Below are 24,203 nucleotides of genomic sequence, written 5' to 3' on the forward strand. Positions count from 1 at the left end.
GCATTGCTTAAATCACCCCCGATTTAAGGATCATGCGCGAGGAGACCGACACGCATGATCCCGAGAGTTGCAGTTGTTGAAGACGAGGAAGCCCTCAGCGTGCTTCTTCGCTACAATCTCGAAGCGGAAGGCTTCGAGGTCGATACCATCCTTCGTGGCGACGAAGCCGAAATGCGGCTTCAGGAGCGCACGCCCGATCTTCTCATCCTTGATTGGATGCTGCCCGGCGTCTCCGGCATCGAGCTCTGCCGGCGCCTGCGCATGCGGCCGGAAACCGAGCGCCTGCCGATCATCATGCTGACGGCGCGCGGCGAAGAGAGCGAGCGTGTTCGCGGATTGTCGACGGGCGCCGACGATTATGTCGTCAAGCCCTTCTCGACCCCCGAGCTCGTTGCCCGCGTCAAGGCGATGCTGCGTCGCGCCCGTCCCGAGGTGCTGTCGACGGTGCTGAAATGCGGTGACATCGAGCTCGACCGCGAGACCCATCGCGTCCATCGCAAGACCCGCGAAGTCCGCCTCGGCCCCACCGAATTCCGCCTGCTGGAATTCCTGATGTCGTCACCGGGCCGGGTCTTCTCCCGCTCGCAGCTTCTGGACGGCGTCTGGGGCCACGATATCTATGTCGACGAGCGCACCGTCGACGTCCATGTCGGCCGCCTGCGCAAGGCGCTGAATTTTTCCAACATGCAGGACGTCATCCGCACCGTCCGCGGCGCCGGTTATTCGATGGAAGCCTGAGGGCTTCCATTTGAGTTGCTGACAAAGTCGCTCGTGCTGACGTCTGCCCCTCACCCTAACCCTCTCCCCGTAAACGGGGCGAGGGGACGTGCCCCGCGAAAGGTTGGCGGGGAACGGAGAGGTCACGGCATATCCCCTTCTCCCCGCGCGCGGGGAGAAGGTGGCGGCAGCCGGATGAGGGGCAGCCATAGGCACGAACCAACATTGCATAAAAAAACGGGCCACTCGGCCCGTTTCTGCATTCTAACGATGGTCGGGCGCCGCTCAGCTGGCCCGCGCGGCCGCCCGGCGGCGTTCGTTGACCGGCTGGTAGGCAAGCTTCTGGTGGTAGCTGCAATAGGGCGAATTGTCGGGGGATTCGCAGCCGCAGAAATGGAAGTCGTCCTTCAGCGGATCGCCGACCGGCCACTTGCAGGTGCGTTCGGTCAGTTCCGTCAGGCCGAGGCGTCGGGAAATCGGCACGACCACGTTGCCTCTCGGCACGTATTCCATTTCCTCGATCGTTTCGATCTCGATCTCTTCCTTCAGCATGGTCGCGCCCTGCTGGCGGGTAACGGTGCGCGTGGCGACCCGTGAGGCGTAGTTCGGCGCGCGCGGCGCCGACGTATTGCGCTTCGGCGTTCGTGCGGCGGTGTTGGTGCCGCCGGCCTTGGCACGGCCGGGCAGGCTCAGCCGGTGCACTTTGCCGATGACCGCATTTCTGCTGACTCCGCCAAGCTGCGCAGCGATCTGGCTGGCGCTCAGTCCTTCGGCCCAAAGTTTCTTGAGTTTCTCGACCCGCTCGTCTGTCCAGTTCATGCCCTGTCTCCACCTTTTGCGTTGGTGATGGCAGAATCCCTCACCGTTGTCCCGGGAGCTCCGAAACAAGAAACGCTTGATCAATTTTGGTGACTAGTTCCGCCGCATGCAGTCTAGTAATTGATCTTTAACCTAGTGTGAGGCTGACTCCGTGACAAGAGTCGCATGAATCCGGATGAATCGAATTCGTAGTTTTCCCCAACTTGCTGCCTCTGCGTGGCATTTCTGCAATAATGCCTGTTGAAGACTGAAAATGCCGCTGTACACCCTTGCTGCATGCGCTAAGGGCGCAGTTTTGTTGACATTGCAGCGCGAAAAGGAAATAGTGCCACTCGCCGCCGCAAGGCGGCATTTTTGATTTTTCGGGCCTGGTTTCCTTAGCCGGAGTCATTGCCCGGCAACTTTGATGGAGATCGCGCCATGGCTGAAGCCGCGCCGCTTTATGACACCTATTCTCGTGCCCCGCTGCGGTTCGAGCGAGGCGAGGGCGTGTGGCTGATCACCGAAAGCGGCGAGCGATATCTCGATTTCGGCGCCGGCGTTGCCGTTACCTCAGTCGGCCACAGCAATCCGCATGTTGTGGGTGCACTGAAGGAGCAGGCCGACAAGGTCTGGCACCTCTCGAACATCTATGAGATCCCCGGCCAGGAGCGTCTGGCAAAACGGCTGACGGACGCCACCTTCGCCGACAAGGTGTTCTTCACCAATTCGGGTGCCGAGGCGCTCGAATGCGCGATCAAGACGGCGCGCCGCTACCAGTTTTCCAAGGGCCATCCCGAGCGCTTCCATATCATCACCTTCGAAGGCGCCTTCCACGGACGGACGCTGGCGACGATCGCCGCCGGCGGCCAGGAGAAATATCTCGAAGGCTTCGGCCCCAAGGCGCCGGGTTTCGATCAGGTGGCTTTCGGCGACATCGAAGCGGTCCGCGCCGCTATCACCGATGCCACGGCTGGGATTCTCATCGAGCCGGTGCAGGGCGAGGGCGGCGTCCGTCCTGCCACCACCGAATTCATGAAGGCGCTCCGCCAGCTCTGCGACGACAACGGCCTGCTGTTGATCCTCGACGAGGTCCAGACCGGCGTCGGCCGCACCGGCAAGCTCTTCGCCCATGAATGGGCGGGCGTCACCCCCGACATCATGGCTGTCGCCAAGGGCATCGGCGGCGGTTTCCCGCTCGGCGCCTGCCTTGCCACTTCAGAGGCCGCCTCCGGCATGAAGGCCGGCACGCATGGCTCGACCTATGGCGGCAATCCGCTCGCCATGGCCGTCGGCAGTGCCGTGCTCGACATCATCCTTGCCGATGGCTTCCTCCAGCATGTGCGCGACGTCGCACTGGTCTTCCGCCAGGGCCTCGCCTCACTGAAGGATCGCTACCCCGATGTGATCGAAGATATCAGAGGCGAGGGGCTGTTGCTCGGCATCAAGGCTGCCGTTCCCTCAGCCGAACTGCTGCAGGCGATCCGCGCCGCCCATCTGCTCGGTGTACCCGCCGGCGACAACGTCATCCGCCTTCTTCCGCCCCTCGTGGTTACCGCCGAGGAAGCCCGCGAGGGCCTTGCCCGCATCGAGCGCGCCGCCGAAAGCATTCGCGCCTCCAAGGTCAAGAAGACGGCTTGAAGAGATTGCCGCCTTCGGGCGCAGCACAGGTAAGAAGACGATATGAGCCCTAAACATTTCCTCGATCTTTCGGCGGTCACATCAGCCGATCTCAGAACCATCATGAACGATGCGCTCGCCCGCAAGCAGGCCTTCAAAGCCGGCAAGGGCGACAAGCCGCTCGCCGGCAAGATGCTGGCGATGATCTTCGAGAAGCCGTCGACGCGCACCCGCGTCTCCTTCGACGTCGGCATGCGCCAGCTCGGCGGCGAAACGCTGTTCCTGTCCGGCACCGAGATGCAGCTCGGCCGCGCCGAGACGATCGGCGACACCGCCAAGGTGCTGTCACGTTATGTCGATGCGATCATGATCCGCACCACCGAACATTCGCGGCTGGTCGAGCTTGCCGAGCATGCGACCGTGCCTGTGATCAATGCGCTGACGGATGACACCCATCCTTGCCAGATCATGGCCGACATCATGACCTTCGAAGAGCACCGCGGCCCGATCAAGGGCAAGACCATCGCATGGACCGGCGACGGCAACAATGTGCTGCATTCGCTGGTCGAGGGTGCCGCGCGTTTCGGCTACCGCATGAACATGGCCGTACCCCTTGGCTCCGAGCCCAAGGATCACTATCTGAACTGGGCCCGCAATGAGGGCGCCGAAATCATGCTCTGCCATGATGCCGACCGTGCGGTCGCCGGCGTCGATTGCGTGGTGACCGATACCTGGGTCTCCATGAATCAGGAACATCGGGCCCGGGGTCACAATGTCTTCCAGCCTTATCAGGTCAACGCGGCCTTGATGGCGAAAGCCGGCAATGATGCATTGTTCATGCATTGCCTGCCCGCCCATCGCGGTGAGGAAGTGACGGACGAAGTGATCGACGGTCCGCAATCCGTGGTCTTCGATGAGGCGGAAAACCGTCTTCATGCGCAGAAGTCGATTCTTGCTTGGTGCCTGGGCGCGATCTGAACCATAATCGGACGTCGCGAGTCACAAACTCGCGACCGCGTGAGCGAAGGGCACGCTGGCCCATCGCTCTAAACTAGGAGTGAAAGCCATGGCAGAAGCTGCAGCCGCCCTCGGCCAGTTTGATTTCGCCGGCGATGACCATGTCGTCCCCTTCCAGGTGGAGGGGCTGGATGTGCGCGGCCGCGCCGTCCAGCTCGGCCCGATGCTCGATGCGATCCTCGAGCGCCATCATTATCCCGCACCCGTTGCCCGGCTGCTTGCCGAAGTCGTCGTGCTGACGGTGTTGCTCGGCACCTCGCTGAAGTTCGACGGCAAGTTCACGGTGCAGACCAAGGGCGATGGCCCGGTCGATCTCCTCGTCGCCGATTTCTCGACGCCGGAAAACGTCCGCGCCTATGCCCGTTTCGATCAGGCGCTGCTCAACAAGGCGATCGAGTCTGGTGAAACCGAGCCGGAGCAACTGCTTGGCAAGGGCGTGCTCGCCTTCACCATCGACCAGGGAAAGTTCAGCCAGCCTTACCAGGGCATCGTCGCGCTCGACGGCACCACGCTGGAAGAAATTGCCGGCGTCTATTTCCGCCAGTCGGAGCAGATCCCGACGCGCGTCCGCCTTGCCGCGGCCGAACTCTTCGATCGTGACGATGCGGGCAAGCCGCGCCATCGCTGGCGGGCAGGCGGCCTCGTCGCCCAGTTCCTGCCGGAAGCGCCGGAGCGCATGCGCCAGCCGGATCTCCACGGCGGCGACGGCGACACCGGCAACCGCCCGCATGGCGAGGACGATGCCTGGGTCGAAGCCCGTTCGCTGGTCGAGACCATCGACGCCGATGAACTCACCGATCCGCTTGTCGGTACCGAGCGGCTGCTGTTTCGCCTGTTCCACGAGCGCGGCGTGCGCGTCTATGAACCGCGCGCCGTCTTTGATCGCTGCAGCTGCTCGCGCGACAAGATCAAGGGTGTGCTGAAGGGCTTTTCGGCCGAAGAGATCGAAGCCAGCCAGGAAAACGGCGAAATCGCCGTCACCTGCGAATTCTGCTCGACCACCTACCGCTTCGAGCCGGCCGAGCTTCAGCCGGCTGAATAGGCTCCGTGCGCATTAATGGCTGCCCCTCACCCTCACCCTCTCCCCGTAAACGGGGCGAGGGGACGTGCCCCGCAAGAGCTGGGTGAGGAACGGAGAGGTCGCGGCATGGTCCCTTCGCCCCGTTTACGGGGAGAAGGTGGCGGCAGCCGGATGAGGGGCCAGTGTCGGGGATCTCTTGGGCAGAGGTGTACGGCCTATGGCGTCACACGTCAGTTGAGCACGCGCAGCAAGCCCGGGGAATCCAGCGAGAAGGCGGGGATGTCGACATCGAACATCTCGCCTTCGTCCGTTTCCATCTGGTAATGGCCGAACATCAGCCCTGAGGGCGTGTCGAGCGGGCAGCCGGAGGAATATTCGTAGGTGTCGCCGGGGCTGAGGCGCGGCTGCTCGCCGACGACGCCGGGACCGGTGACCTCGTCCACCTGTCCGTTCTGGTCGGTGATGTTCCAGTAACGGTTGACCAGGCGAACGGCGATGCCGGAATTGTTGCTGATAACAATCCGGTAACCCCAGACATAACGATCGTCGTCCGGATCGGATTGCTCCTCCAGATAGAACGGTTCGACTACAACTTCGATGTCTCTTGTGAGGGCGCGATACATGCCTTGCACCTTAGTCAAGATATGTTACCCGTATCTTATAAGAGGCCCTGTCCGTCAAGAAACGGAACAATTATCATTGCTGAAACGGCTGTGATCCGAAGGGTTTTCGATCGTTAAGCCTAATTGTCAGTGTTAATTCCGTTTCGGAACGCCGCGGCGGGCAATCTTGTTCCCCCAGCCTCACCTTGTGAGGTCCGGCACGGCCGAACCCCAAATGAGGTCCGGCCGCGTTTATCCCTAGATCAGGCCGAAACCCTGGCAAGCGCCCGCGCGAAATCCTCGATCAGGTCGTCGGTATCCTCGATGCCGGCCGAAAGGCGGACCGTACCAGGCGAGATGCCGAGTTCGGCGCGCGCCTCTTCCGTCAGGTTCTTGTGCGTCGTCGTCGCCGGATGGGTGATCAGGCTCTTGCTGTCGCCGAGATTGTTGGAGATTTTGACGATCTCAAGCGCGTTCTGCAGCGCGAAGGCCGCATCCTTGCCGCCCTTCAGCTCGAAGGCGACCAGCGTCGAGCCGCCGGTCATCTGCTTGGCGATGATATCGGCCTGCGGATGGTCCTTGCGGCCGGGATAGATCACCTTGGCGACCTTGCCTTGCTCGGCCAGGAAATCGGCGATCTTCGCCGCATTCTCGGTCTGCTGGCGCACGCGCAGCGGCAGCGTTTCGATGCCCTTCAACAGCGTCCAGGCGTTGAACGGCGACATGGCCGGGCCGGTATGGCGGAAATAGTCGTGCAGGTTCTCGTCGATCCATTCCTTGTCGGAGAGCACGACGCCGCCGAGGCAGCGGCCCTGGCCGTCAATATGTTTGGTGGCGGAATAGACGACGATATGGGCGCCGAGTTCCAAGGGCTTCTGGAAGAGCGGCGTGGCGAAGACGTTGTCGACGACGACCTTGGCGCCGATCTGGTTGGCGAGCTTAGCGACGCCTGCGATATCGATCACTTCGAGCGTCGGGTTGGTCGGGCTTTCCAGGAAGAACACCTTGGTCTTCGCCGTGATTGCCTTTTCCCAGTTCGCAAGATCCCGGCCGTCGATCAGCGTGCAGTCGATGCCGTATTTCGGCGCCAGCGTCTCGACGACCCAGCGGCAGGAACCGAAGAGGGCGCGCGCGGCGACGATATGATCGCCTGATTTCAGCTGGCAGAGGATCGCCGCGGTGACGGCGGCCATGCCGGAAGCGGTGGCGCGGGCGTCTTCGGCGCCTTCGAGCATGCACATGCGCTTTTCGAACATGTCATTGGTCGGGCTGCCGTAGCGGGCGTAAATGAAGCCCTCCGTCTCGCCCTTGAAGCGGGCTTCGGCTGCCTCCGACGTCTCGTAGACGAACCCTTGCGTGAGATAGATTGCCTCGGACGTCTCGCCATATTGCGAACGCAGCGTGCCGCCGTGGACGAGTTGGGTTGCCGGGCGCCAGGTCTTGCTCATGCCATCACCTTCACATAACAAAAAAACCGGTCGCAAAAGCAGACCGGTTTCAACCCGGTCTTTTTAGCCACTTGTTTAACGTGGCTGCAAGCCGACCGGCCAAATCACCACGGGATAATTCTGCAATACTGCTGTTAGCTGCTTGCGTCAATTCCCCGAGTTTGGTTTTGTCGGCGGCAAATGATGGATGAGGCATGATGGCTCGTGAAACGGGAATTCTGGCGGATCGCGCGATCTCCGCGCTGTTCGAAACGGAGCGTCTGATCTCCGAACGGGAGCTGGACCGTGACCAGATCCAGCCGGCAAGTCTCGACCTGCGCTTGGGCGCCAAGGCGTTTCGCGTGCGCGCCAGCTTCATGCCCGGCCCCTCGCATCTGGTGTCCGACAAGCTCGACCGGCTGAGCCTGCATGTGATCGATCTCTCCGAGGGGGCGGTGCTCGAAACCGGCTGCGTCTATATCGTGCCGCTGATGGAGAGCCTGGCGCTGCCGGCCGACATGTCGGCCTCGGCCAATCCGAAGAGCTCGACCGGGCGCCTCGATATCTTCACCCGCGTCATCACCGATTACGCCCAGGAGTTCGACAAGATTCCATCAGGCTATGCCGGCCCGCTCTATCTCGAAATCAGCCCACGCACCTTCCCGATCGTCGTGCGCCGCGGCTCGCGCCTGTCGCAGATCCGTTTTCGCGTCGGCCAGGCTCTGCTCGGCGAGCCGGAACTGTTGAAGCTGCATGAAAGCGAGACGCTGGTCGCCAGTAAGCTGCCCAACGTTTCCGGCGGCGGCATCGCGCTGTCGATCGACCTCGCCGGAGACAAGGAAGGCCTGATCGGCTATCGCGGCAAGCATCACACCGCCGTCGTCGATGTCGACAAGAAGGCCCAGCACGACATCTATGATTTCTGGGAGCCGCTCTACAGCCGTGGCCGCAACGAACTGATCCTCGATCCGGACGAGTTCTATATCCTCGTCTCGCGCGAGGCCGTGCACGTGCCGCCGGATTATGCAGCCGAGATGACCCCCTTCGATCCGCTGGTCGGCGAATTCCGCGTCCATTATGCCGGCTTCTTCGATCCTGGCTTCGGCCATGCTCCGGCCGGCGGCCGCGGCAGCCGCGCCGTGCTCGAAGTGCGCAGCCACGAGGTGCCCTTCATCCTCGAAGACGGCCAGATCGTCGGCCGCCTCGTCTACGAGCACATGCAGGAAAAGCCCGCAAGCCTCTATGGCTCGGGTCTCGGCTCGAACTACCAGGCCCAGGGCCTCAAGCTCTCGAAGCACTTCCGCATCTGAGCCTTCCCGGCGGCCGCGACTTGACAGCGGCCCCCATCTGTTGGAAATCTCGCATCAACGCGGGTGTAGCTCAATGGTAGAGCAGCAGCTTCCCAAGCTGAATACGAGGGTTCGATTCCCTTCACCCGCTCCAGCTCCCGCAAACTATACCTGATGCGCCTAATCCCCAAAAAACCGGATCGGCTTGTACCGACGATGCGCGATGATCAGGCTTCTGTCGGGCTGGATGATGTAGGTTTCCTCCACCTGCTGGCCGTACTGGTCGATGAAATCATGCGGAAAGGCGGAACCTACCGGTGATTTGGTGAGTTTGGTGCGCGGTTGGCCACTATAGGTGATGCTTCCCGGTATGGGTTCGAGGCCGGGGCCGCCATAGGTGACGGTGCTGCATCCGGCGAGAACGAGCGTGCCGATGAGGCCGATGATTGCAGGTTTCATGTCCATCCCTCCCAATGCCGTGAGTAGAATCACTCTACGCTTTGCCGGAGAGAGTTCACGACACGAATGCCCATGCCGCTCTTCAACCCTTCGGGAAGCGTCGCCGGGGACGCCGTGATCGAGTGGTCGACGGCCACCTATTAATATTAGGGTGACAATCCCGTTCCACCAGTGGTGCACCGACGCATCCATTGCCGAAACCGGTGCCGTCTGCTAGATCGGCATCGTCGAAAAAGGCAGGATCGGTTGAGGTAAGCCCGGTCCCTTCCGCTGGAGCGTTAAGCGCTCCGGCGAAGCTCTGCTCCGTGCCATGGCACGAGAACCCGCGACGTGATCCGCATGAAGATGCGGGATCCCGGCGGCGTGCGGAGACGGCAAAAAGGCAGTCCCGGGATTTTTTCGAACGGAGACTGTCATGCGCCTGAACCATCTCGATTTCCACGTTCCCGATATTGCTGCCACGGCGGATTTCTTGATCCGCCATTTCGGCCTGAGGATTAAAGATATGCGCGGCCAGAACGGCCTCGCGATTCTGGAAGACGATACCGGCCTCGAAATTGTCCTCAGCCACGCCATCGCCAAGTTCGGCACCGCCGATCAGGTGGAGATCGGGCGCCAGACCTATCACATCGGCTTCATTCTGCGTGGAAAGGCCGGATGTCGATGCGGTCCATGCCAGGCTTGCGGCTGCTGGTGCTGATCTGTCTGGCCCGCCGGTCGCCATGCGCGGCGGCTGGCTGTTTTATTGCACGGCGCCCGGAAACATCCTGGTCGAGATCGGCTGGCGACAGGGTTAGGTCCCCAAATAGCAAGGGCGGCCGCAGCCGCCCTTGCCAATGCCTGTTTTGACCGGCTCAGAATTCCGTCCAGTCGGGATCCTGGCTCGGCGACGTGCTGCCGCCGGCGCCGAAGGCGTTGGCGATCTTCTGGCCGAGCGCGCGGGCCGGCGAGGCGGCCGGGCGGGCGGTGCCTTCCCTAGCGACGCGGATCGGGGCTGCCCTGGCTGCCGGGCGGGCGGCAACGCGCGGTGCGGCGGTGTGGGCCGGCGCGATTGGCGCGCTGGCGGTGAAGCCGCCGGTGCCGGTCAGCCTGAATTGGCCAAGCAGATTGTTGAGCGCTGCCGCTTCCGTTGCCAGGTTGTGGCTGGCGGCGGTGGATTCCTCGACCATCGCCGCATTCTGCTGCGTGCCCTGGTCCATGGAATTGACGGCGGTATTGATCTCCTGCAGACCGATCGACTGTTCGCGGGAGGCCTCGGCGATCGCGTGGACGTGCTGGTTGATCTCCTGCACCTCGGCGACGATCGCGTCGAGCGCCTTGCCGGTTTCGCCGACCAGCGAGACGCCGGTCTGCACATGCGTGCCGGAGGTGCTGATCAGCGCCTTGATCTCCTTGGCCGCCTTGGCCGAGCGCTGGGCGAGCTCGCGCACTTCCTGGGCGACGACCGCAAAACCCTTGCCGGCTTCACCGGCACGCGCCGCTTCGACGCCGGCGTTCAGAGCCAAAAGGTTGGTCTGGAAGGCGATGTCGTCGATGACGCCGATGATGTTGGAGATTTCGCCCGAGGACTTCTCGATCTGCTGCATGGCGGAGACCGCCTTGCGGACGATCTCGCCCGATTTTTCAGCGCCAAGGCGGGTACGGGCGACGAGCTGGCTCGCTTCCTCGGTCCGCTTGGCGGCGTCGCGCACCGTCGTCGTGATCTGCTCCAGCGCCGCTGCCGTTTCTTCGACGGAGGCAGATTGCTGTTCCGTCCGCTGGGAAAGCTGGTCTGCGGAAGAGCGGATTTCATTGGCGCCGGCGCCGATCGCCCGGGCATTGGCGCCGACCGTATGCAGGGTTTCGTTGAGTTTCTCGACCGAGTTGTTGAAATCCTCGCGCAGCGCATCGAGATGCGCGACGAAGGGCTCGTCGATATGCGAGGCGAGATCGCCGGCGGCAAGGCGGCGCAGGCCGTCGCCGAGTGCGGCGACGGCGCGTTCCAGTTCGGATGCTTCGCGGACTTTCTGCGCTTCGCGTTCGCGGCGCTCGCTGTCGCTGACGTTGCGGTCGGCTTCGGCGCGCGCCTCGATTTGGGCTCGCTCGATCGCATTGTCACGGAAGACCAAAACGGCCTTTGCCATCTGGCCGACTTCGTCGCCGCGGTCGAGGCCGCTGACATCGCTTGTTGTGTCACCCTCGGCAAGCCGCGTCATGCGCTGGCGCAGCTGTGCCATCGGGCCGGCGATGCCTATCTGCGCGACGAAAACGCTGAAGCCGACGGCGGCGAGAACGGCGATGCCGATCAGCACGAAACAGAAGACGATCCGCCCGTTGACGGAAGCCGAGAGCGCGTCGCCGCCATCGTTGAGCATCGCCATCATCGCATCATTGTTGGCGATCATCTTCGGCGTCAGCGCATTGAGCTTGGCATTGATCAGGGCAACATTCGAAAGCGCGCCGGCGCTGTCCTTGGCTTTGCTCTGTTCGGTGATCTTGTTCGCCAGGGTTTCGATCTCATCGATTCCGGCCTGGATTTCATCGATCGCCGGTTTGCGGCTCGGCACCAGCGCCAGAGCCTGCTTCATGCGGTCACGCGCCTGCGGCAGCTTGCTCGGTGTGGCGAGCGCCGTCTGGAATGCCGGCGTATCGGGCTTCATGTCGGCAAGCAGGGTGACCTGCAACACCGAGGCCACCGCCGATGCGCTGGCGCGCGCGCTCAGCATCGAGGCCTGCGCCTCATGATCGATGAAGGCGCTATAGGCGGCGTCCGCACGGCGGAACTCGGAGATGACATAGATCAGCCCGGCCATGGTGATCAGCCCGAGCAGCGCCACGACCGATATGATTTTTGTGCGGATTTTCAGATGTTTCAGCATGGAAATGTCACCCGATTGACGGGGCGTGTCGCGCGCCCGGTGCTTTTGAAATCAATTGTTGCAGAAAAAACGCTGCTTCAATATCGCGGTTTAGGATTACGTTTGGGCTGACGCTTGCATCATGCGATCGGCTGGCGGGGTCCGATGTCGTCGCGACAAATAAAAGGCGATATTCTTTAATTCCGCGCTAACACCGGGCGGCGGATGACTGTGATTTTTAGGGGCTGAATTGTCGTCTCAGGTGCGTTGCCACGGCTGTCGGTCCACGCCGGCTGCCCTCACCCTAACTCTCTCCCCAAACGGAGCGAGGGGACGTGCCCTCAGCACGATCCGGCTCACCTCCACGCATATTCCCCACCACGCATGACTCTGATACATCTCGCCGACGCCGCAATGCTTCGCGCTTAACCCAGAGACCAAGATCACGATGATGCAATCCAAGCTGGCATCCCTGACTCTGAAGGGTTTTCTCGCGTTCGGCCTGTTTCTGGGCGTGCTTCTTTCGAGTTTGGCCGCAGCCGCCCAGCAGGCGTCCCCCTCGCTGCCGCTGCTCTTCGATGCACGCGAACGTCTTGCCAGGCCCGATCTCTCCTCGTTGGTGCGCCTGCGCTTCCTGACCTCGGTCGACTTCCCGCCCTTCAATTTCACCGATCAGAACGGCAAGCTCTCCGGCTTCAATGTCGACCTCGCCCGCGAAATCTGCAGCGAGTTGGAGATTTCAGACAAGTGCCAGATCCAGGCACTCCCCTTCGCCGACCTCAGGGACGCGCTCGCCGCCTCGCAGGGCGATGCCGTCATCGCCGGTTTTGCCGTGACCCCGGAGTTGCGCCGGCAATTCGTCTTCTCCAGACCTTATCTGATGCTGCCGGCGCGCTTCGTGCGCAATCTCGCCGTGCCGCTCGACGGAAAGACCGCTGCCGCCCTGTCGAAACATCCGGTCGGTGTGGTCAGGGGTACGGTGCACGAGGCAATGCTGGCAGCCTTCTTTCCGGCGATCAAAGCCGAGCCATTCGACACAAAGGACGCCCTGCTGGCGGCGCTCAGGGACCGCAAGGTCGATGCCGCCTTTGCCGATGCGCTGCAGCTTTCCTTCTGGGTCTCTTCGCCGGCCTCGGCAAAATGCTGCGCGCTGTTCGACGGTCCCTATCTCTCCGAGCAATTTCTCGGCGAGGGCATGACGATCATGCTGCGGCAGAAGGACAGTGTGCTGACATCCGCCATCGACCACGCGCTCGCCACGCTGTCGCGCAACGGCCGCCTCCAGGAAATCTATCTGCGCTACTTTCCCTACGGGCTCTATTGAAGCCGCTAAAAGACGCGAGACGCGCTTTAGCCCCTAGCCCTTGCGGAACCGGGCAATCGCACTGCGCTCGATTGCCGCGCAGGTGAGCTTGTCGAGGCCGAGCCGGTCACGCAGCAGGCTGAGCAGCCGCAACTCCTCCGCCTTGACCGAGAGATCGGCGGATGCCACCTCGACGGCCAGCGCATAGGCCGTGTCGTAAAGTTTTGCGGGCAGGGTATCGCGCACGGTTTCGAGCACGACGTCGAGGCCCTCCGGCCCGGCGAGCAGAGAGGCGCAGTCGCGCGCCACCGCAATCAGCTTGTCGTCATCGAAATCCCGGAAAACAGGCAGGAATCCGATCAGTTGGCCGATCCTCTCCAGTTCCCTGTCGTTCATCGTGCTGTCGACGGCGGATGCCATCACCATCACGTAGATCAGCGCATCATGGGCGGAAAGCGGCTTATTCATCTCTGATTCCTTTTTCGATCAGCCCAGATTAGGAATTGGCGACAGCCATTACAAGGGATCGGCCCGATCCGGGCTGTCCGATCGCTTGCCAAGGCTGCCGGTTATTTGCGGCGCGGATCGTCGCCGTAAATGCCTTTTCTGGCCTGCCTGGCCGTCTCGGCGATCTCCGCAAGCGGCGAACCCGCCGCTGCTTCCGCCCAGCCGTTTTCGGCAAGCCATGAGCCGAGATCCTGTGTCCCGAGCCGGCAGGCAGTCGTCGCCGTTTCCTTCCATTCCGCACTGTCGAGGTCGCAGGTGACGCTGCGGTTGCGCAACAGCAGGCGCAGCGCCGTCTTCGCCATCATGCCGCAGGGCCATTGCCGGTCTGCCGGCCCGCAAATCCTGTCGACCGGCGTCGGCACGATGCCGGCAAGCTGAAGCCTGCGCTCGCCAAAGGAAAGGATGCCGGCATTGTCGACGGCCGGCCGCGCCAGCTCCATCGCCTTTTTCGTCGTCGGACCTCCCGTTTTCCCGGCTGCCGTCTCCGCTTGTTGCGGCAGATCGGCCGGTTTGGATGTCACCCCGTCGCCCGGGTCTGGAGCGGGTGGGGCCACCGGTTCTACCGAGCGAGCAATCATTTCGGCACGGTCGTCCGACATCGTCGCGGGTTCGCCGGCCTCGGGGGCCGCATCCGCTGGTGCTGTCGCCGTCTCCCCTGCGGACGCCGTCTCTTCGCCGGCCGTGCCGCCGCCAAGCCTTGCTTCGCCCGCCATCAGCAGGCCGACCACCACTACCATCCCCGTGATACCTGTAATGAAGGCGGCAGGGCGCATGGAATATCTTCCTATTGGCTGGCCCAGATGATGCGGGCGATCCAGGCGACGTCGGAAAGCTCGAGGATGCGGTTGGGATGTTCGGGATTGAGCGACATCAGCTCGATCGATCGCGGGCTCTGGCGCAGCAGCACCTTGGCCATCACCTCGCCCTCGTTTGTGCGCACGACGACGCGGTCATTGCGGCGCACCTGCGCCCCCGGCTCGACGATCAACACATCGCCGTCGCGGTAGAGCGGCATCATGCTCTCGCCCTGCACCTCCAGCGCATAGACACCTGATTTCTGTGCCGGGGCCGCCGGAAATTCCACCACGTCCCAGCCCTGGCCGGCCGGAAAACCGCCATCGTCGAAGAAGCCGCCCGCGCCCGCCTGCGCGAAGCCGAGCAGCGGAATGGAGCCGCCTCGCTGAGGAAATGCGCCTTCCTGCTGTCCCGAGCCGGCATCCGGCCGCATGAAGGCCATAAACTGCTCCATGCTCGCGCCTGTGGCGTCGAGCACCTTGGCGATCGATTCCGTCGAGGGCCAGCGCAGCCGCCCATCGGCGGAAAGCCGTTTCGATTTGTTGAAGGAGGTCGGGTCGAGGCCGGCGCGGCGGGCAAGTCCGGATGGCGTCAGCTCGTGCCGTTCGGCAAGCCTGTCGAGCGCTTCCCAGATCTGGTCGTGTGACAGCATGCGCGATTCCGTCGCGGCTCATTCAACGCCGCGCTCCAACCCGGCCGAATATTAACCGACCGCGCCGCCTGAGTAAAGATAGAAGAGGAATAAAATCCTGTTATCGCATGCAGCGCTCAGGCGACCATCGCCATGTTGATCTTGCCGAGCTGGATCACCGCCTGCGTCCGGCTGTCGACATCGAGTTTCAACAGGATCGCCGAGACATGCGCCTTGATCGTTGCCTCGGAGACGCCGAGTTCGTAGGCAATCTGCTTGTTCAGCAGCCCCTCGCCAAGCATGGTCAGCACCCGGCTCTGCTGCGGCGTCAGCGTATGCAGGCGGTGGATCAGGTCGGCGACATCGGGATCCTGCTCCTGGCCGTCGCGATAGCTTTCAGGCGTGGCGATGTCGCCGGCAAGCACCGTCTGGATGCTGCGGCGAATATCCTCGATGCCGGAGGATTTCGAAATGAAGCCGGAAGCGCCGAGTTCCAGCGCCCGGCGGATCGTCGTCGCGTCATCGGTTGCCGACACAATGACGATTGGCAGGCTGGCAAATTCTGAGCGCAAGGCCATCAGGCCGGAAAAGCCGCTGACCCCGGGCATGGCGAGGTCGAGCAGCATCAAGTCGGCGTCCGCATGAGCGCCTGCCGCTCTACGTGCGGCAGCGAAATCGCCGGCCTCGACGATCGATTGCCGGCCTTCCATGCCGATCACTGCCTGGCGCAGCGCGTCGCGGAAAAGCGGATGATCGTCCGCAATGATGATGGTCTGTTCCTGCATCGAAAACTCCCTCCCAAGAGCCCGATCATGCCTTGCATGCGACGCCATCCCTCCGCGTTGCATGTCGGCTTGCTGACATGACTATATCAGATCAGGTCTTCTGCGGAAGGGGATTGGTGTTTTCCTCAGCCTGGAACTCCTTCACCATCCCCATGAAACTCTTCATCATCCGCTCCATGATGCTGATCGAACGGTCGACCTCGGCGTCGCTCGGCAGCGCGCGCTGGGCGACATTGCCCTGTTCGAGCGCCGTCACCCGCTTTGCCAGCCGGTCGAGTTCGTCCTCATAGGCCGCCCGCTCGTCGGCTGCCATCCGGCAGACGAGGGCGCCGTCCTTGTCCTGGCAGATCGACATGGCCCCGGTCTGCCGGTCGAGCCGGACGAAATGATCGCCGCTCTTCTCCAGCTGGAAGCGGCCGGTATCGGCTTCGGCCGCCGCGGCCGCCAACGGCATGAGAAAAACGCCAAGCGTCAGAATCAAAACCTTCATCGTCTCATCCTCCGGATTTTGCTTGTGGCGGTCCCGTTTTTCGCGCCGGGGCGTGGACATCGCCGCCTCTTTCCGGCAAAGCCCTCGTGACCAAGGAACAGCCCATCGTGAGGCCATGATGACCCTGACACCGACCCTTTACAAGATCGTGACGGAAACGCTCTGGCAGCAAGCCAGACAAACCGGCATTTTTCATGGCGCCGGCATCGATCTCCAAGATGGCTTCATCCATTTCTCGACGGCGGACCAGGTGAAGCAGACCGCTGCCCTGCACTTTGCCGGCCAGTCCGGCCTGCTGCTGATTGCCGTCGATGGCCGCGGCTTTGGCGACAAGCTGGTCTTTGAGCCCTCGCGCGGCGGCGATCTCTTCCCACATCTCTACGCCGACCTGCCGCTTGCAACCGTGCTATGGGAGGCGCCGCTGCCGCTCGACGAAGCCGGTGCCCATATTTTCCCGGAGCTGCAGCCATGATCGATCCCTTCAAGCGTCTCGCCCGCAAGGGTCTCTTCCTGTTCGATCCGGAAACGGCGCACGGCATGTCGATCGCCGCCTTGAAATCCGGCCTCGTGCCCGCCTGCCAGCTCACGCCCGATCCGCGCCTGCGCCAGACCGTTGCCGGCCTTACCTTCGAAAATCCGCTCGGCATGGCCGCAGGCTACGACAAGAATGCCGAGGTGCCGGAGGCGCTGCTGAAGCTCGGCTTCGGCTTCACCGAGATCGGCACGGTGACGCCGAAGCCGCAATCCGGCAATCCGCGCCCGCGCATCTTCCGCCTGGTGGAGGATGAAGGCGTCATCAACCGTCTCGGCTTCAACAATGAAGGCCATGATGTCGCTTTCGAGCGCCTCGCCGCGCTGAGCGGCGGTGGCATGATCGGCGTCAATATCGGCGCCAACAAGGACAGCGAGGACCGCATCGCCGATTATCTCGCCGGCATCCGCCGCTTTTATTCCGTCGCACGCTATTTCACCGCCAACATCTCCTCGCCCAACACCCCCGGCCTGCGCGACCTGCAGGGGCGCGAAAGCCTTGCGGTACTGCTGTCCGCAGTGCTTGCGGCGCGCGACGAGATGACGGCGACATCCGGCCGGAAGATCCCGGTCTTTCTGAAGATCGCGCCTGATCTGACCGAGGAAGGCATGGACGATATCGCCGCGGAAGTGCTCTCGCATGCGCTCGACGGCCTGATCGTCTCCAACACCACGCTGTCGCGCGAGGGCCTTAAGGATCAGCGCCAGGCGAAGGAGGCCGGCGGCCTTTCCGGCGTGCCGCTATTCGAAAAGTCGACGGCCGTGCTCGCCAGGATGCGCAAGCGTGTCGGCCCTGATCTGCCGATCATCGGCGTCGGTGGCGTCTCGTCGGCCGAGACGGCGCTGGAGAAGATCAGGGCGGGTGCCGATCTGGTTCAGCTCTATTCCTGTATGGTCTATGAAGGCCCCGGCTTGGCCGGCGATATCGTCCGCGGCCTCTCGAAACTGCTGGACCGCGAAAAAGCTGCCTCGATCCGCGACCTGCGCGATACCCGGCTGGATTATTGGGCGGCGCGGAAGGTCTGATCGGCCCGCGACCGCACCAGCATCGCCAGGAAGAAACCGCGGAAGAGCAGGAAGGCGTTCATCGCCAGCCACAGGCCGTGATTGCCGAAGAGCGGCACGAAGACCGCGAGCATCAAGAGATAGCCGGCAAAAGATATCAGCATCCGGTTGCGCATGTCGGCCGACCACGTGGCGCCGATGAAGACCCCGTCCATCAGGAAGGCGAGCGCGCCGGTCAGTCCCGTCACCGCCGCCCAGGGCAAATAGGTTTCGGCCGCCTGCCGTACCTCCGGCGAGGTGGTCAACACCGAGATCAGCCAGGGTCCGGCGAGGAAGAAGAAGGCGGAGCCGATCGCCGCCAGTCCGAAGGACCACAAGGTCGTCAGCTTCAGCCCGCGGTCGAAGGCCGGCCGGTAATGTGCGCCGATCGCCCGGCCGATGATCTGTTCGGCGGCATTGGCAAGCCCGTCGAGATAATAGCCCGACAGCAGGAAGAAATTCATCACCACGGCATTGGCGGCAAGCGTCACCGCGCCGAAGCTGGTGCCGATCCGCGTCATGATGGTGAAGGCGCCGATCAGCACGAAGGTGCGGATCAGGATGTCGCGGTTGAGCGCGAAAAGCTCGGCCAGCCGGTGCCGGGAAAAGACCTCGGACCATGCCGGCCGCGCTGCCTTGCCGAAGCCGCGCAGCACGATGACAAGCCCGGCGAGCGCGCCGACGGTTTCGCCGGCCATCGTTCCCCAGGCGACCCCCGCCACGCCCCAATCAAGCGTCAGGCCGAGATAGATGGAAAGCAGGATGTTGATGCCGTTGATGATCGCCTGCAGCAGCAGTCCGATATTGCCCTGTCCGCGCCCGAGCACGAAGCCGAGGATGGCGTAATTCGCCAGCGCTGCGGGTGCTGCCAGCATGCGGATCGAGAAATAGGTGCCGGTTGCCTCGGCGACTGCTCCTTCCGCCCCCATCAGCCTCAACCCCGCCGCCATCAGCAGCGGCGAAAGACAGAGCAGCGCCAGTCCGCAGCCGAGCGCCGAAATCATCGCCCTTGCGAAGACCGCCTGCTGCTCGTGCTGGTCGCGACGGCCATAGGCCTGCGCCGTCAGGCCTGTGGTCGAGGCGCGCAGGAAGTTGAAGCTGCCGAGGATCAGGTCGAAGAGCATGGCGCCGATCGCCAGCCCGGCCAGCGCTTCCGCATTGCCCATACGGCCGACCACGGCGGTGTTCGTCAGCCCGAGCAGCGGCGTCGTCATGAAGCCGAGCGTCATCGGAATGGCGATCGCCAGCACCAGCCGGTGCGTCACGTCAAAAGCAAGCGCGTTGTGATTGCTGCGTGTATCCATGCCGGCCTCGTCGCGACAGCGACACGCGTCGTTAGACGCGCAAAAGACGCTGCATCACTTGAACTGCTGCAGGCGGAATCACCTCAGCTGGAAAGCACCATGGCCCAATAGGGCAGGTTCCTGGAAGATGTATTATGGGCGACGGCGACGCCAAGGCCGTCATAACGTCCGAGCATGTTTTCCAGGTGATGCGGCGAGTTGATCCAGGCCGTCACCACGGCATCGACGCTCTGCTGGCCGGAGGCGATGTTTTCGGCCGCCGGCAGCCGCACACCACTCGCCTTGACGCGCGCGCCGAAACTGTCGGTCATCCCCATCAGATGTGCCATCTTGCCGGCGCTCGCCATGCGTTTCGCCTGGAACAGGGCGGCAGTGCTCGCCGCCGGATCGACGACAAGCGGCGGCAGGCCGTGCTTCGCCCGCAATTGGTTGACGAGCGGCAGCACGCTCGCCGTCTCGTCCTCGCCGTCGGAAGGCGTGCCGGCCATCCGCGGGGTCGTGGTGCAACCGGCGATGCCGGCGGCGAGTGCAAGTCCGGAAAGGCGCAACAGGCCGCGCCTGGAAAGATCGATGGATGTCATGTTACCGGCGGTAGCTGAAAAGACGAAGGATGACGAAGAGCGGGATGACGATCGTCGCGCCGAGGATGAGGTAGTCGCCGACGCGCCCGAGGGCCGAAAAGCCCCGATGCCAGATTTCCAGGACGAAGTCGCGGACGCCATCGATGATGCTCCACGGCGTCAGGCCGAAGACGGTCATGACGAAACCGACGATCAGCGACACCACGACAAGCTTTATCAATGTACGGCCGATTGAATCGCCGAGGAACCTGTTCGCCTGATCGGACATAAGCCATCTCCTGTTTGCCCTTGGAATAAGGTCGCGGCGTGCCGCCCGCAAGCCCTTTCCGGAATTGGCCGCTTCGCCTCTGAAATAGGACTTGAGTTTTTTTGTGGCCGCCGCCAAATGCGGGCCAACCAATTAGGTCCATTGATGCAGCCCCACCAGCTTTCCTCAGGCGACGTCATCGCCGACCGCCGCGCCGATTATGCCCGGATGCTCGAAGAAGGCGGCGAGCCGGAAGCGGCCGCCGAGCTGATGGAACAGGCCCTCGAACTCGTGCCCGCCTGGGCCGCCGGCTGGTATCGCCTCGCCACCTATCGCGAAAAGGCGGGCAGGGGCGAAGCCGCGATCGAGGCCTATCGCAGGACGCTTGCCCTCGATCCCGAAGACATGTTCGGCGCCGCCCTCAAGCTTGCCCTTCTCGGCGACGCGGCCACGCCCGACCGCCCGCCGAGCCGCTATGTCGAGCGCCTCTTCGACGACTATGCCGATCGGTTCGAATCGGCCCTTGTCGACAAGCTCGACTACAACGTCCCGCAGAAGCTCGCAGCGCTCGTCGCCTCCACCGGCAGGCGCTACGAACACGCCGTCGATCTTGGCTGCGGTACCGGTCTGCTTGGCCCGGAGATCCGCGCCAATGTCGACCGCCTTGAAGGCTTCGACCTCTCGCAGAACATGCTCGCGAAGGCCGCCGAGAAACGGGTCTATGACAGTCTTGCCCAGGCCGATCTCTCGCTCGCGCCCGAGCTCTCCGGCGTCTTTGCGGATGCCACGCGCCATCGCGCCGATCTGGTGACGGCAGCCGATGTGCTGATGTATCTCGGCAATCTCGAGAGCGTCTTTGCCATCGTCGGAGATCTCGCTGCATCAGGCGCCGATATCGCCTTTTCCGTCGAGGATGCAGGGGACGGCGACGGTTTTCATCTCGCCCCGTCGCTGCGTTACGCCCATTCGGAAAGCTATGTCAGGATGCTTCTTGCCCGTCACGAACTGGAAATCCTGAAGATCGTCAAGTCGGTCATTCGCAAAGATGGCGGAAAACCGGTTTCCGGCATTCTGTTCCTTACGCGCAAACCAGCGTGAGCGAACATTTCTTGCGATTTTTTAATAGGTCAGCATTGCTTACCTATTTTGCTTGATCGGAAGACCGAAAAACCCGATATTGCACTGCATCTGCAGAGATGCCCGGCAATTATCGCCGAGGCGCTCCGGCTTCTTTCATTATGCAAAATTTCGTTGCGCCGGGTCTCTCCCAGCGCGTTTTTTAAAATCGTCTGCCGTGGAGACTGGCGACATGACACAGCTCATCAATGCCCTTGGCTTCTGGAATACGACTGCGACGCGCCACACCCCGATCGAAGATGTGCAGGGCATATTCTCCGGCAGCCTGGTTGCCGCTCTCGGCCTCTATGTGCTCGCCAGCGCCGGCCTTCTCACCGGCAGCACCGCCGGCGTGGCCTTCCTCCTGCATTATGCCTTCGGCGCCAATTTCGGCCTCGCCTTCTTCCTGCTGAACCTGCCGTTCTTCTATCTCTCGTGGAAGCGCCTCGGCATGGCCTTCACCGTCAAGACCTTCATCGCCATCGGCCTGACCTCGGTGATTGCCGATGTGCAGTCGCGCTTCCTGTCCATTTCGAGCATCCATCCGGCCTGGGCGGCCCTTCTCGGCGGCTTGCTGCTCGGCTTCGGCCTGCTGGCGCTCTATCGCCACCGCGCCAGCCTCGGCGGTGTCGGCATTCTCGGCATCTATCTGCAGGAACGTTTCGGCATCCGAGCCGGCCTCGTCCAGCTCGCCATCGACATGTGCGTGCTCGCCGCCGCCTTCTTCGTCACCACGCCGCCTGTCGTCTTCTATTCCGTGCTAGGCGCCGTCGTCCTCAACCTCTTCGTTGCCATCAATCACCGGGCTGATCGCTACATCGCGCTTTAGCTTTACGCATGTCGTTATCGCAAAACCGCCGCACACTTTTGCGCGACATGCTCTAACATTACCAATCGGTAAGCCATTCTAAATAAAACGTAACTTGCCTGTGATCGGTCTCGGCGCGAAACTCATCTCGCGCCGGATTTGATGAGGTGAACTATGTCAGATTTGGAAAAACTTGTCAGACGCCGTATGCAGGAAGAATACGCCAAGGGCGCTTCCGCAGAAGAAATTGCGAAAGTCGTCCGAGACATATTCAACAGCATCGACCTCCCGGGCAATCGGTTTGACGCCGTTGCCGTACGGGCCACTCGGGAACACGAATGATCCGATATTCGACCGACCCGAGATTTTCGGGTCGGTTGCAAGGATGATTTCCCTCTCAGCAGATATCTCAGGCTGCCTTCGTTGCAGCATCGAGCGGATGCTGCGAGCGGAAGCCGACGGCAAGCCGGTTCCAGATGTTGATGGCGCCGATCGCCACCGTAATCTTCGTCATCTCTTCCTCGGAAAAATGCGCCTTCAGCGTCTCGTAGTCGGCATCAGGCGCGCCTGTCTTGGCGATATTGGTGACCGAATCCACCCAGCCGAGCAGCGCCCGTTCACGGGCGTCATAGACCGGCGATTCCCGCCAGACGCACATCAGGTTGATCCATTGTTCGCTGAGCCCATCGTGGCGGGCTTCCTTCACATGCATGTCGACGCAATAGGCACAGCCATTGATCTGCGAGGCGCGCAGCTTGATCAGGTGGATGAAGCGGCGCTCCAGCCCGGAGGACTGGACATATTGCTCGAGCGCGGCGACCGCCTTGTAGGCATCGGGGGCGGCTTTGGCGAAGTTGAAACGTGGTTGCATGGTCTTTCTCCTTTGTTGGTGGCTCAACGAGCCGTCTTGCGTTCATGGATTTCAAGGAAGGCGCAGCCTCTAGCTGCGATCGATCCGTCGTCGACGGCGGTGAGTTCAATGCCGATATCGGCGAGGCTCGTCTTGGCGAGTTCGGCGCGATAGACCCGTTCGGCTTTCAGCATCGCCGCGTTGATGGTGCAGGGCTGGGCGAACAAGCGTTCGGAGACCGGGTTCGGACCGCGCTGGCGGATTTCGGCGCAGCGGAACGCCGGGGCAGACCCCTCGACCGCGAGCACGATGTCGAGCAACGAAATCTCCTTCGGCGCCTTCGCCAGCCGATATCCGCCCTTCGGCCCCGGAACCGTATCGAGGATGCCGGCGCCCGACAGCGCCTGCAGATGCTTCAGCAGATAGCTTGTCGAAACGCCGTGGAATTCCGCCAGCGCGGCCGCCGAAAGCACACCGCCTTCGGAAAGGCCGGAAAGCATCGCAACGCTGTGAATGGCCTGCTCGACCCCATCGCCCATCTTCATGCACCTGGCCTCCTCAATTCGTGGATAAAAAATATCCACGATTATGCCAGCTGTCAAGCGGTGTCCTCGATGCTTGCCACTTGCCTTTATCCTGACCCCGGATAGAAGACGGCAAAGCCGACAGGGGAACAACATGGCATCCAACGCTTTCGCAGGCCTTCTGAATTCCAGCGCCGATCGTCACTCGCTGCTGGACGACGCCCAGGGCATTGTCGCCGGCAGTATGCTCGCCGTGCTCGGCGTATCGCTTCTCTCCGGCGCGGGGCTGCTTGCCGGCGGCACGGCAGGCCTTGCCTTCCTCGCCCATTATGCGACCGGCCTGAGCTTCGGCCTCTGCTTCTTCGTCGTGAACCTGCCCTTCTATTATCTCGCCTTCCGCCGCTTGGGCGCTGCCTTCACCATCAAGACCTTCGCCGCCATCGCGCTCACCTCGGTTCTGTCGGAATTCGTCCCGGGCTTCATCAGCATGGCGCATGTCGATCCTATCGCCGGTGCGCTCTTCGGCGGCCTCGTCATCGGCGCCGGTATGCTGGCTCTCTTCCGCCACCGCGCCAGCCTCGGCGGCATCGGCATTCTCGCCCTCTATATCCAGGATCGCTTCGGCTGGCGCGCCGGCTTCGTCCAGCTCGGCTTCGACGGCGTCATCCTGGCGCTCTCTTTCTTCGTCGCTAGCCCCTTCATCATCGCCTGCTCGGTGCTCGGTGCGATCGTTCTCAACCTGACGATCGCCATCAACCACCGCAAGGATCGCTATATCGCCATGTGAATTGCTAAAGCGCGTCGCGATCTTTCAGATTCGCTCATCGCGCTTTAGGTCTTTGTTTTTACGCATGTCGTTATCGCAAAACCGCGGCACACTTTTGCGCGACATGCTTTGGC

At 62.5% G+C, this 24,203-nt stretch carries 26 protein-coding genes, 1 tRNA gene, 1 pseudogene and 1 riboswitch; of the genes and pseudogenes, 13 read left to right on the plus strand and 15 right to left on the minus strand.

The genetic code is table 11. The annotated features are described in order from the left end of the window. Positions 1-54: 54 nt before the first annotated feature. Entirely contained in the window at positions 55-738 is a 684-nt protein-coding gene (gene phoB, locus ACD590_RS01040; RefSeq protein WP_003545181.1) for a phosphate regulon transcriptional regulator PhoB, read from the plus strand. Positions 739-1,002: 264 nt separating this feature from the next. Here the strand turns inward: phoB and ACD590_RS01045 are convergent, their stop codons facing one another. Next, entirely contained in the window at positions 1,003-1,536 is a 534-nt protein-coding gene (locus ACD590_RS01045; protein WP_018447648.1) for a GcrA family cell cycle regulator, read from the minus strand. A gap of 420 nt (positions 1,537-1,956) precedes the next feature. On the opposite strand from ACD590_RS01045, the gene ACD590_RS01050 reads away from it, so the two are divergent. The 3 genes from ACD590_RS01050 (at position 1,957) to ACD590_RS01060 (ending at position 5,194) form a co-directional block, all read left to right on the plus strand. Continuing rightward, on the plus strand, positions 1,957-3,156 hold the full coding sequence (locus ACD590_RS01050) for an aspartate aminotransferase family protein (RefSeq protein WP_047617086.1): 1,200 nt from the start codon (positions 1,957-1,959) through the stop codon (positions 3,154-3,156). 42 nt (positions 3,157-3,198) lie between these two features. After that, a complete protein-coding gene (gene argF / locus ACD590_RS01055; protein WP_018244648.1) occupies positions 3,199-4,113 on the plus strand; it encodes an ornithine carbamoyltransferase in 915 nt (304 codons plus the stop codon). A gap of 88 nt (positions 4,114-4,201) precedes the next feature. Further along, positions 4,202-5,194 (plus strand): Hsp33 family molecular chaperone, encoded by a 993-nt coding sequence (locus ACD590_RS01060; RefSeq protein WP_018244649.1) that lies wholly within the window; start codon positions 4,202-4,204, stop codon positions 5,192-5,194. Between the two features lie 209 nt (positions 5,195-5,403). Here ACD590_RS01060 and apaG read toward each other — a convergent pair whose 3' ends face one another. Together apaG and ACD590_RS01070 are read right to left on the minus strand one after the other, a co-directional pair. Beyond that, the gene (apaG, locus tag ACD590_RS01065; protein WP_003556205.1) at positions 5,404-5,796 is read right to left on the minus strand and encodes a Co2+/Mg2+ efflux protein ApaG; all 393 of its coding nucleotides are present in this window, start codon (positions 5,794-5,796) and stop codon (positions 5,404-5,406) included. A 242-nt stretch (positions 5,797-6,038) separates the two neighbouring features. Continuing rightward, on the minus strand, positions 6,039-7,223 hold the full coding sequence (locus ACD590_RS01070) for an O-succinylhomoserine sulfhydrylase (protein WP_439001985.1): 1,185 nt from the start codon (positions 7,221-7,223) through the stop codon (positions 6,039-6,041). Positions 7,224-7,265: 42 nt separating this feature from the next. After that, a riboswitch (SAM riboswitch) is annotated at positions 7,266-7,344 on the minus strand. Positions 7,345-7,417: 73 nt separating this feature from the next. Here ACD590_RS01070 and ACD590_RS01075 point away from each other — a divergent pair. Together ACD590_RS01075 and ACD590_RS01080 are read left to right on the plus strand one after the other, a co-directional pair. Continuing rightward, on the plus strand, positions 7,418-8,512 hold the full coding sequence (locus ACD590_RS01075) for a 2'-deoxycytidine 5'-triphosphate deaminase (protein ID WP_018244652.1): 1,095 nt from the start codon (positions 7,418-7,420) through the stop codon (positions 8,510-8,512). A 59-nt stretch (positions 8,513-8,571) separates the two neighbouring features. Next, positions 8,572-8,645 (plus strand) — tRNA-Gly (locus tag ACD590_RS01080). A 26-nt stretch (positions 8,646-8,671) separates the two neighbouring features. Here ACD590_RS01080 and ACD590_RS01085 read toward each other — a convergent pair. Continuing rightward, on the minus strand, positions 8,672-8,950 hold the full coding sequence (locus ACD590_RS01085; protein ID WP_028731565.1) for a hypothetical protein: 279 nt from the start codon (positions 8,948-8,950) through the stop codon (positions 8,672-8,674). A 415-nt stretch (positions 8,951-9,365) separates the two neighbouring features. Between ACD590_RS01085 and ACD590_RS01090 the strand changes: the two are divergent. Next, positions 9,366-9,747, plus strand: a pseudogene (locus ACD590_RS01090) (VOC family protein). A gap of 57 nt (positions 9,748-9,804) precedes the next feature. On the opposite strand, the gene ACD590_RS01095 reads toward ACD590_RS01090, so the two are convergent. After that, positions 9,805-11,808 carry a methyl-accepting chemotaxis protein gene (locus tag ACD590_RS01095; RefSeq protein ID WP_439001987.1) on the minus strand — a complete coding sequence of 668 codons (2,004 nt, stop codon included), beginning with the start codon at positions 11,806-11,808 and terminating at the stop codon, positions 9,805-9,807. Between the two features lie 427 nt (positions 11,809-12,235). Here ACD590_RS01095 and ACD590_RS01100 point away from each other — a divergent pair, with 427 nt between their 5' ends. Then, entirely contained in the window at positions 12,236-13,111 is an 876-nt protein-coding gene (locus tag ACD590_RS01100; RefSeq protein ID WP_439001988.1) for a transporter substrate-binding domain-containing protein, read from the plus strand. A gap of 33 nt (positions 13,112-13,144) precedes the next feature. Here the strand turns inward: ACD590_RS01100 and ACD590_RS01105 are convergent, their stop codons facing one another. The 5 genes from ACD590_RS01105 to ACD590_RS01125 form a co-directional block, all read right to left on the minus strand. Beyond that, positions 13,145-13,558, minus strand: a complete 414-nt coding sequence (locus ACD590_RS01105) for a tellurite resistance TerB family protein (protein WP_018072434.1) — start codon at positions 13,556-13,558, stop codon at positions 13,145-13,147. Between the two features lie 101 nt (positions 13,559-13,659). Then, entirely contained in the window at positions 13,660-14,370 is a 711-nt protein-coding gene (locus ACD590_RS01110; RefSeq protein WP_439001989.1) for a thermonuclease family protein, read from the minus strand. 11 nt (positions 14,371-14,381) lie between these two features. Next, complete coding sequence (locus tag ACD590_RS01115) at positions 14,382-15,044, minus strand: S24 family peptidase (protein ID WP_018244658.1); 663 nt, start codon at positions 15,042-15,044, stop codon at positions 14,382-14,384. A 116-nt stretch (positions 15,045-15,160) separates the two neighbouring features. Then, positions 15,161-15,808, minus strand: a complete 648-nt coding sequence (locus ACD590_RS01120; protein ID WP_003545225.1) for a response regulator — start codon at positions 15,806-15,808, stop codon at positions 15,161-15,163. A 91-nt stretch (positions 15,809-15,899) separates the two neighbouring features. Next, a complete protein-coding gene (locus tag ACD590_RS01125) occupies positions 15,900-16,298 on the minus strand; it encodes a hypothetical protein (RefSeq protein WP_028731559.1) in 399 nt (132 codons plus the stop codon). A 118-nt stretch (positions 16,299-16,416) separates the two neighbouring features. On the opposite strand from ACD590_RS01125, the gene ACD590_RS01130 reads away from it, so the two are divergent. Continuing rightward, on the plus strand, positions 16,417-16,770 hold the full coding sequence (locus ACD590_RS01130) for a DUF952 domain-containing protein (protein WP_047617685.1): 354 nt from the start codon (positions 16,417-16,419) through the stop codon (positions 16,768-16,770). Further along, a complete protein-coding gene (locus tag ACD590_RS01135) occupies positions 16,767-17,855 on the plus strand; it encodes a quinone-dependent dihydroorotate dehydrogenase (RefSeq protein ID WP_439001990.1) in 1,089 nt (362 codons plus the stop codon). The genes ACD590_RS01130 and ACD590_RS01135 overlap by 4 nt, the downstream gene beginning before the upstream one ends. Here ACD590_RS01135 and ACD590_RS01140 read toward each other — a convergent pair. The 3 genes from ACD590_RS01140 to ACD590_RS01150 all read right to left on the minus strand — a co-directional run bounded on the left by ACD590_RS01140 (position 17,831) and on the right by ACD590_RS01150 (position 20,026). After that, the gene (locus tag ACD590_RS01140) at positions 17,831-19,177 is read right to left on the minus strand and encodes an MATE family efflux transporter (RefSeq protein WP_439001991.1); all 1,347 of its coding nucleotides are present in this window, start codon (positions 19,175-19,177) and stop codon (positions 17,831-17,833) included. The genes ACD590_RS01135 and ACD590_RS01140 overlap by 25 nt on opposite strands. Positions 19,178-19,260: 83 nt before the next feature. After that, positions 19,261-19,758, minus strand: coding sequence for a CAP domain-containing protein (locus ACD590_RS01145; protein ID WP_439001992.1), 498 nt, complete (start codon positions 19,756-19,758; stop codon positions 19,261-19,263). 1 nt (position 19,759) lies between these two features. After that, entirely contained in the window at positions 19,760-20,026 is a 267-nt protein-coding gene (locus tag ACD590_RS01150; RefSeq protein ID WP_028731556.1) for a DUF6460 domain-containing protein, read from the minus strand. A 144-nt stretch (positions 20,027-20,170) separates the two neighbouring features. On the opposite strand from ACD590_RS01150, the gene ACD590_RS01155 reads away from it, so the two are divergent. Next, on the plus strand, positions 20,171-21,103 hold the full coding sequence (locus ACD590_RS01155; RefSeq protein WP_439001993.1) for a methyltransferase: 933 nt from the start codon (positions 20,171-20,173) through the stop codon (positions 21,101-21,103). A gap of 211 nt (positions 21,104-21,314) precedes the next feature. Beyond that, positions 21,315-21,950 carry a YitT family protein gene (locus ACD590_RS01160; protein ID WP_018447629.1) on the plus strand — a complete coding sequence of 212 codons (636 nt, stop codon included), beginning with the start codon at positions 21,315-21,317 and terminating at the stop codon, positions 21,948-21,950. Positions 21,951-22,338: 388 nt separating this feature from the next. Here the strand turns inward: ACD590_RS01160 and ACD590_RS01165 are convergent, their stop codons facing one another. Then, positions 22,339-22,800 (minus strand): carboxymuconolactone decarboxylase family protein, encoded by a 462-nt coding sequence (locus ACD590_RS01165; RefSeq protein ID WP_018072447.1) that lies wholly within the window; start codon positions 22,798-22,800, stop codon positions 22,339-22,341. Positions 22,801-22,823: 23 nt separating this feature from the next. Further along, the gene (locus ACD590_RS01170) at positions 22,824-23,324 is read right to left on the minus strand and encodes an RrF2 family transcriptional regulator (RefSeq protein ID WP_131606998.1); all 501 of its coding nucleotides are present in this window, start codon (positions 23,322-23,324) and stop codon (positions 22,824-22,826) included. A gap of 133 nt (positions 23,325-23,457) precedes the next feature. On the opposite strand from ACD590_RS01170, the gene ACD590_RS01175 reads away from it, so the two are divergent. Continuing rightward, the gene (locus tag ACD590_RS01175; RefSeq protein ID WP_028731552.1) at positions 23,458-24,090 is read left to right on the plus strand and encodes a YitT family protein; all 633 of its coding nucleotides are present in this window, start codon (positions 23,458-23,460) and stop codon (positions 24,088-24,090) included. Positions 24,091-24,203: the final 113 nt, after the last annotated feature.

The sequence above is a fragment of the Rhizobium sp. 862_C5_N1_2 genome (genome assembly GCF_051811205.1).
GTDB lineage: Bacteria > Pseudomonadota > Alphaproteobacteria > Rhizobiales > Rhizobiaceae > Rhizobium > Rhizobium leguminosarum.

What these genes read in the sequence shown, in the direction of transcription:
- ACD590_RS01095 (WP_439001987.1), bottom strand. Translation starts at nt 11,808, where the DNA reads ATGCTGAAACATCTGAAAATCCGCACAAAAATCATATCGGTCGTGGCG.
- ACD590_RS01120 (WP_003545225.1), bottom strand. Translation starts at nt 15,808, where the DNA reads ATGCAGGAACAGACCATCATCATTGCGGACGATCATCCGCTTTTCCGC.
- ACD590_RS01175 (WP_028731552.1), top strand. Translation starts at nt 23,458, where the DNA reads ATGGCATCCAACGCTTTCGCAGGCCTTCTGAATTCCAGCGCCGATCGT.
- ACD590_RS01075 (WP_018244652.1), top strand. Translation starts at nt 7,418, where the DNA reads ATGATGGCTCGTGAAACGGGAATTCTGGCGGATCGCGCGATCTCCGCG.
- ACD590_RS01085 (WP_028731565.1), bottom strand. Translation starts at nt 8,950, where the DNA reads ATGAAACCTGCAATCATCGGCCTCATCGGCACGCTCGTTCTCGCCGGA.
- ACD590_RS01070 (WP_439001985.1), bottom strand. Translation starts at nt 7,223, where the DNA reads ATGAGCAAGACCTGGCGCCCGGCAACCCAACTCGTCCACGGCGGCACG.
- ACD590_RS01155 (WP_439001993.1), top strand. Translation starts at nt 20,171, where the DNA reads ATGCAGCCCCACCAGCTTTCCTCAGGCGACGTCATCGCCGACCGCCGC.
- ACD590_RS01105 (WP_018072434.1), bottom strand. Translation starts at nt 13,558, where the DNA reads ATGAATAAGCCGCTTTCCGCCCATGATGCGCTGATCTACGTGATGGTG.
- ACD590_RS01145 (WP_439001992.1), bottom strand. Translation starts at nt 19,758, where the DNA reads ATGACATCCATCGATCTTTCCAGGCGCGGCCTGTTGCGCCTTTCCGGA.
- ACD590_RS01115 (WP_018244658.1), bottom strand. Translation starts at nt 15,044, where the DNA reads ATGCTGTCACACGACCAGATCTGGGAAGCGCTCGACAGGCTTGCCGAA.
- ACD590_RS01050 (WP_047617086.1), top strand. Translation starts at nt 1,957, where the DNA reads ATGGCTGAAGCCGCGCCGCTTTATGACACCTATTCTCGTGCCCCGCTG.
- ACD590_RS01140 (WP_439001991.1), bottom strand. Translation starts at nt 19,177, where the DNA reads ATGGATACACGCAGCAATCACAACGCGCTTGCTTTTGACGTGACGCAC.
- ACD590_RS01160 (WP_018447629.1), top strand. Translation starts at nt 21,315, where the DNA reads ATGACACAGCTCATCAATGCCCTTGGCTTCTGGAATACGACTGCGACG.
- ACD590_RS01100 (WP_439001988.1), top strand. Translation starts at nt 12,236, where the DNA reads ATGATGCAATCCAAGCTGGCATCCCTGACTCTGAAGGGTTTTCTCGCG.
- phoB (WP_003545181.1), top strand. Translation starts at nt 55, where the DNA reads ATGATCCCGAGAGTTGCAGTTGTTGAAGACGAGGAAGCCCTCAGCGTG.
- ACD590_RS01045 (WP_018447648.1), bottom strand. Translation starts at nt 1,536, where the DNA reads ATGAACTGGACAGACGAGCGGGTCGAGAAACTCAAGAAACTTTGGGCC.
- ACD590_RS01150 (WP_028731556.1), bottom strand. Translation starts at nt 20,026, where the DNA reads ATGTCCGATCAGGCGAACAGGTTCCTCGGCGATTCAATCGGCCGTACA.
- ACD590_RS01110 (WP_439001989.1), bottom strand. Translation starts at nt 14,370, where the DNA reads ATGCGCCCTGCCGCCTTCATTACAGGTATCACGGGGATGGTAGTGGTG.
- ACD590_RS01125 (WP_028731559.1), bottom strand. Translation starts at nt 16,298, where the DNA reads ATGAAGGTTTTGATTCTGACGCTTGGCGTTTTTCTCATGCCGTTGGCG.
- ACD590_RS01130 (WP_047617685.1), top strand. Translation starts at nt 16,417, where the DNA reads ATGACCCTGACACCGACCCTTTACAAGATCGTGACGGAAACGCTCTGG.
- argF (WP_018244648.1), top strand. Translation starts at nt 3,199, where the DNA reads ATGAGCCCTAAACATTTCCTCGATCTTTCGGCGGTCACATCAGCCGAT.
- ACD590_RS01135 (WP_439001990.1), top strand. Translation starts at nt 16,767, where the DNA reads ATGATCGATCCCTTCAAGCGTCTCGCCCGCAAGGGTCTCTTCCTGTTC.
- ACD590_RS01060 (WP_018244649.1), top strand. Translation starts at nt 4,202, where the DNA reads ATGGCAGAAGCTGCAGCCGCCCTCGGCCAGTTTGATTTCGCCGGCGAT.
- ACD590_RS01170 (WP_131606998.1), bottom strand. Translation starts at nt 23,324, where the DNA reads ATGAAGATGGGCGATGGGGTCGAGCAGGCCATTCACAGCGTTGCGATG.
- apaG (WP_003556205.1), bottom strand. Translation starts at nt 5,796, where the DNA reads ATGTATCGCGCCCTCACAAGAGACATCGAAGTTGTAGTCGAACCGTTC.
- ACD590_RS01165 (WP_018072447.1), bottom strand. Translation starts at nt 22,800, where the DNA reads ATGCAACCACGTTTCAACTTCGCCAAAGCCGCCCCCGATGCCTACAAG.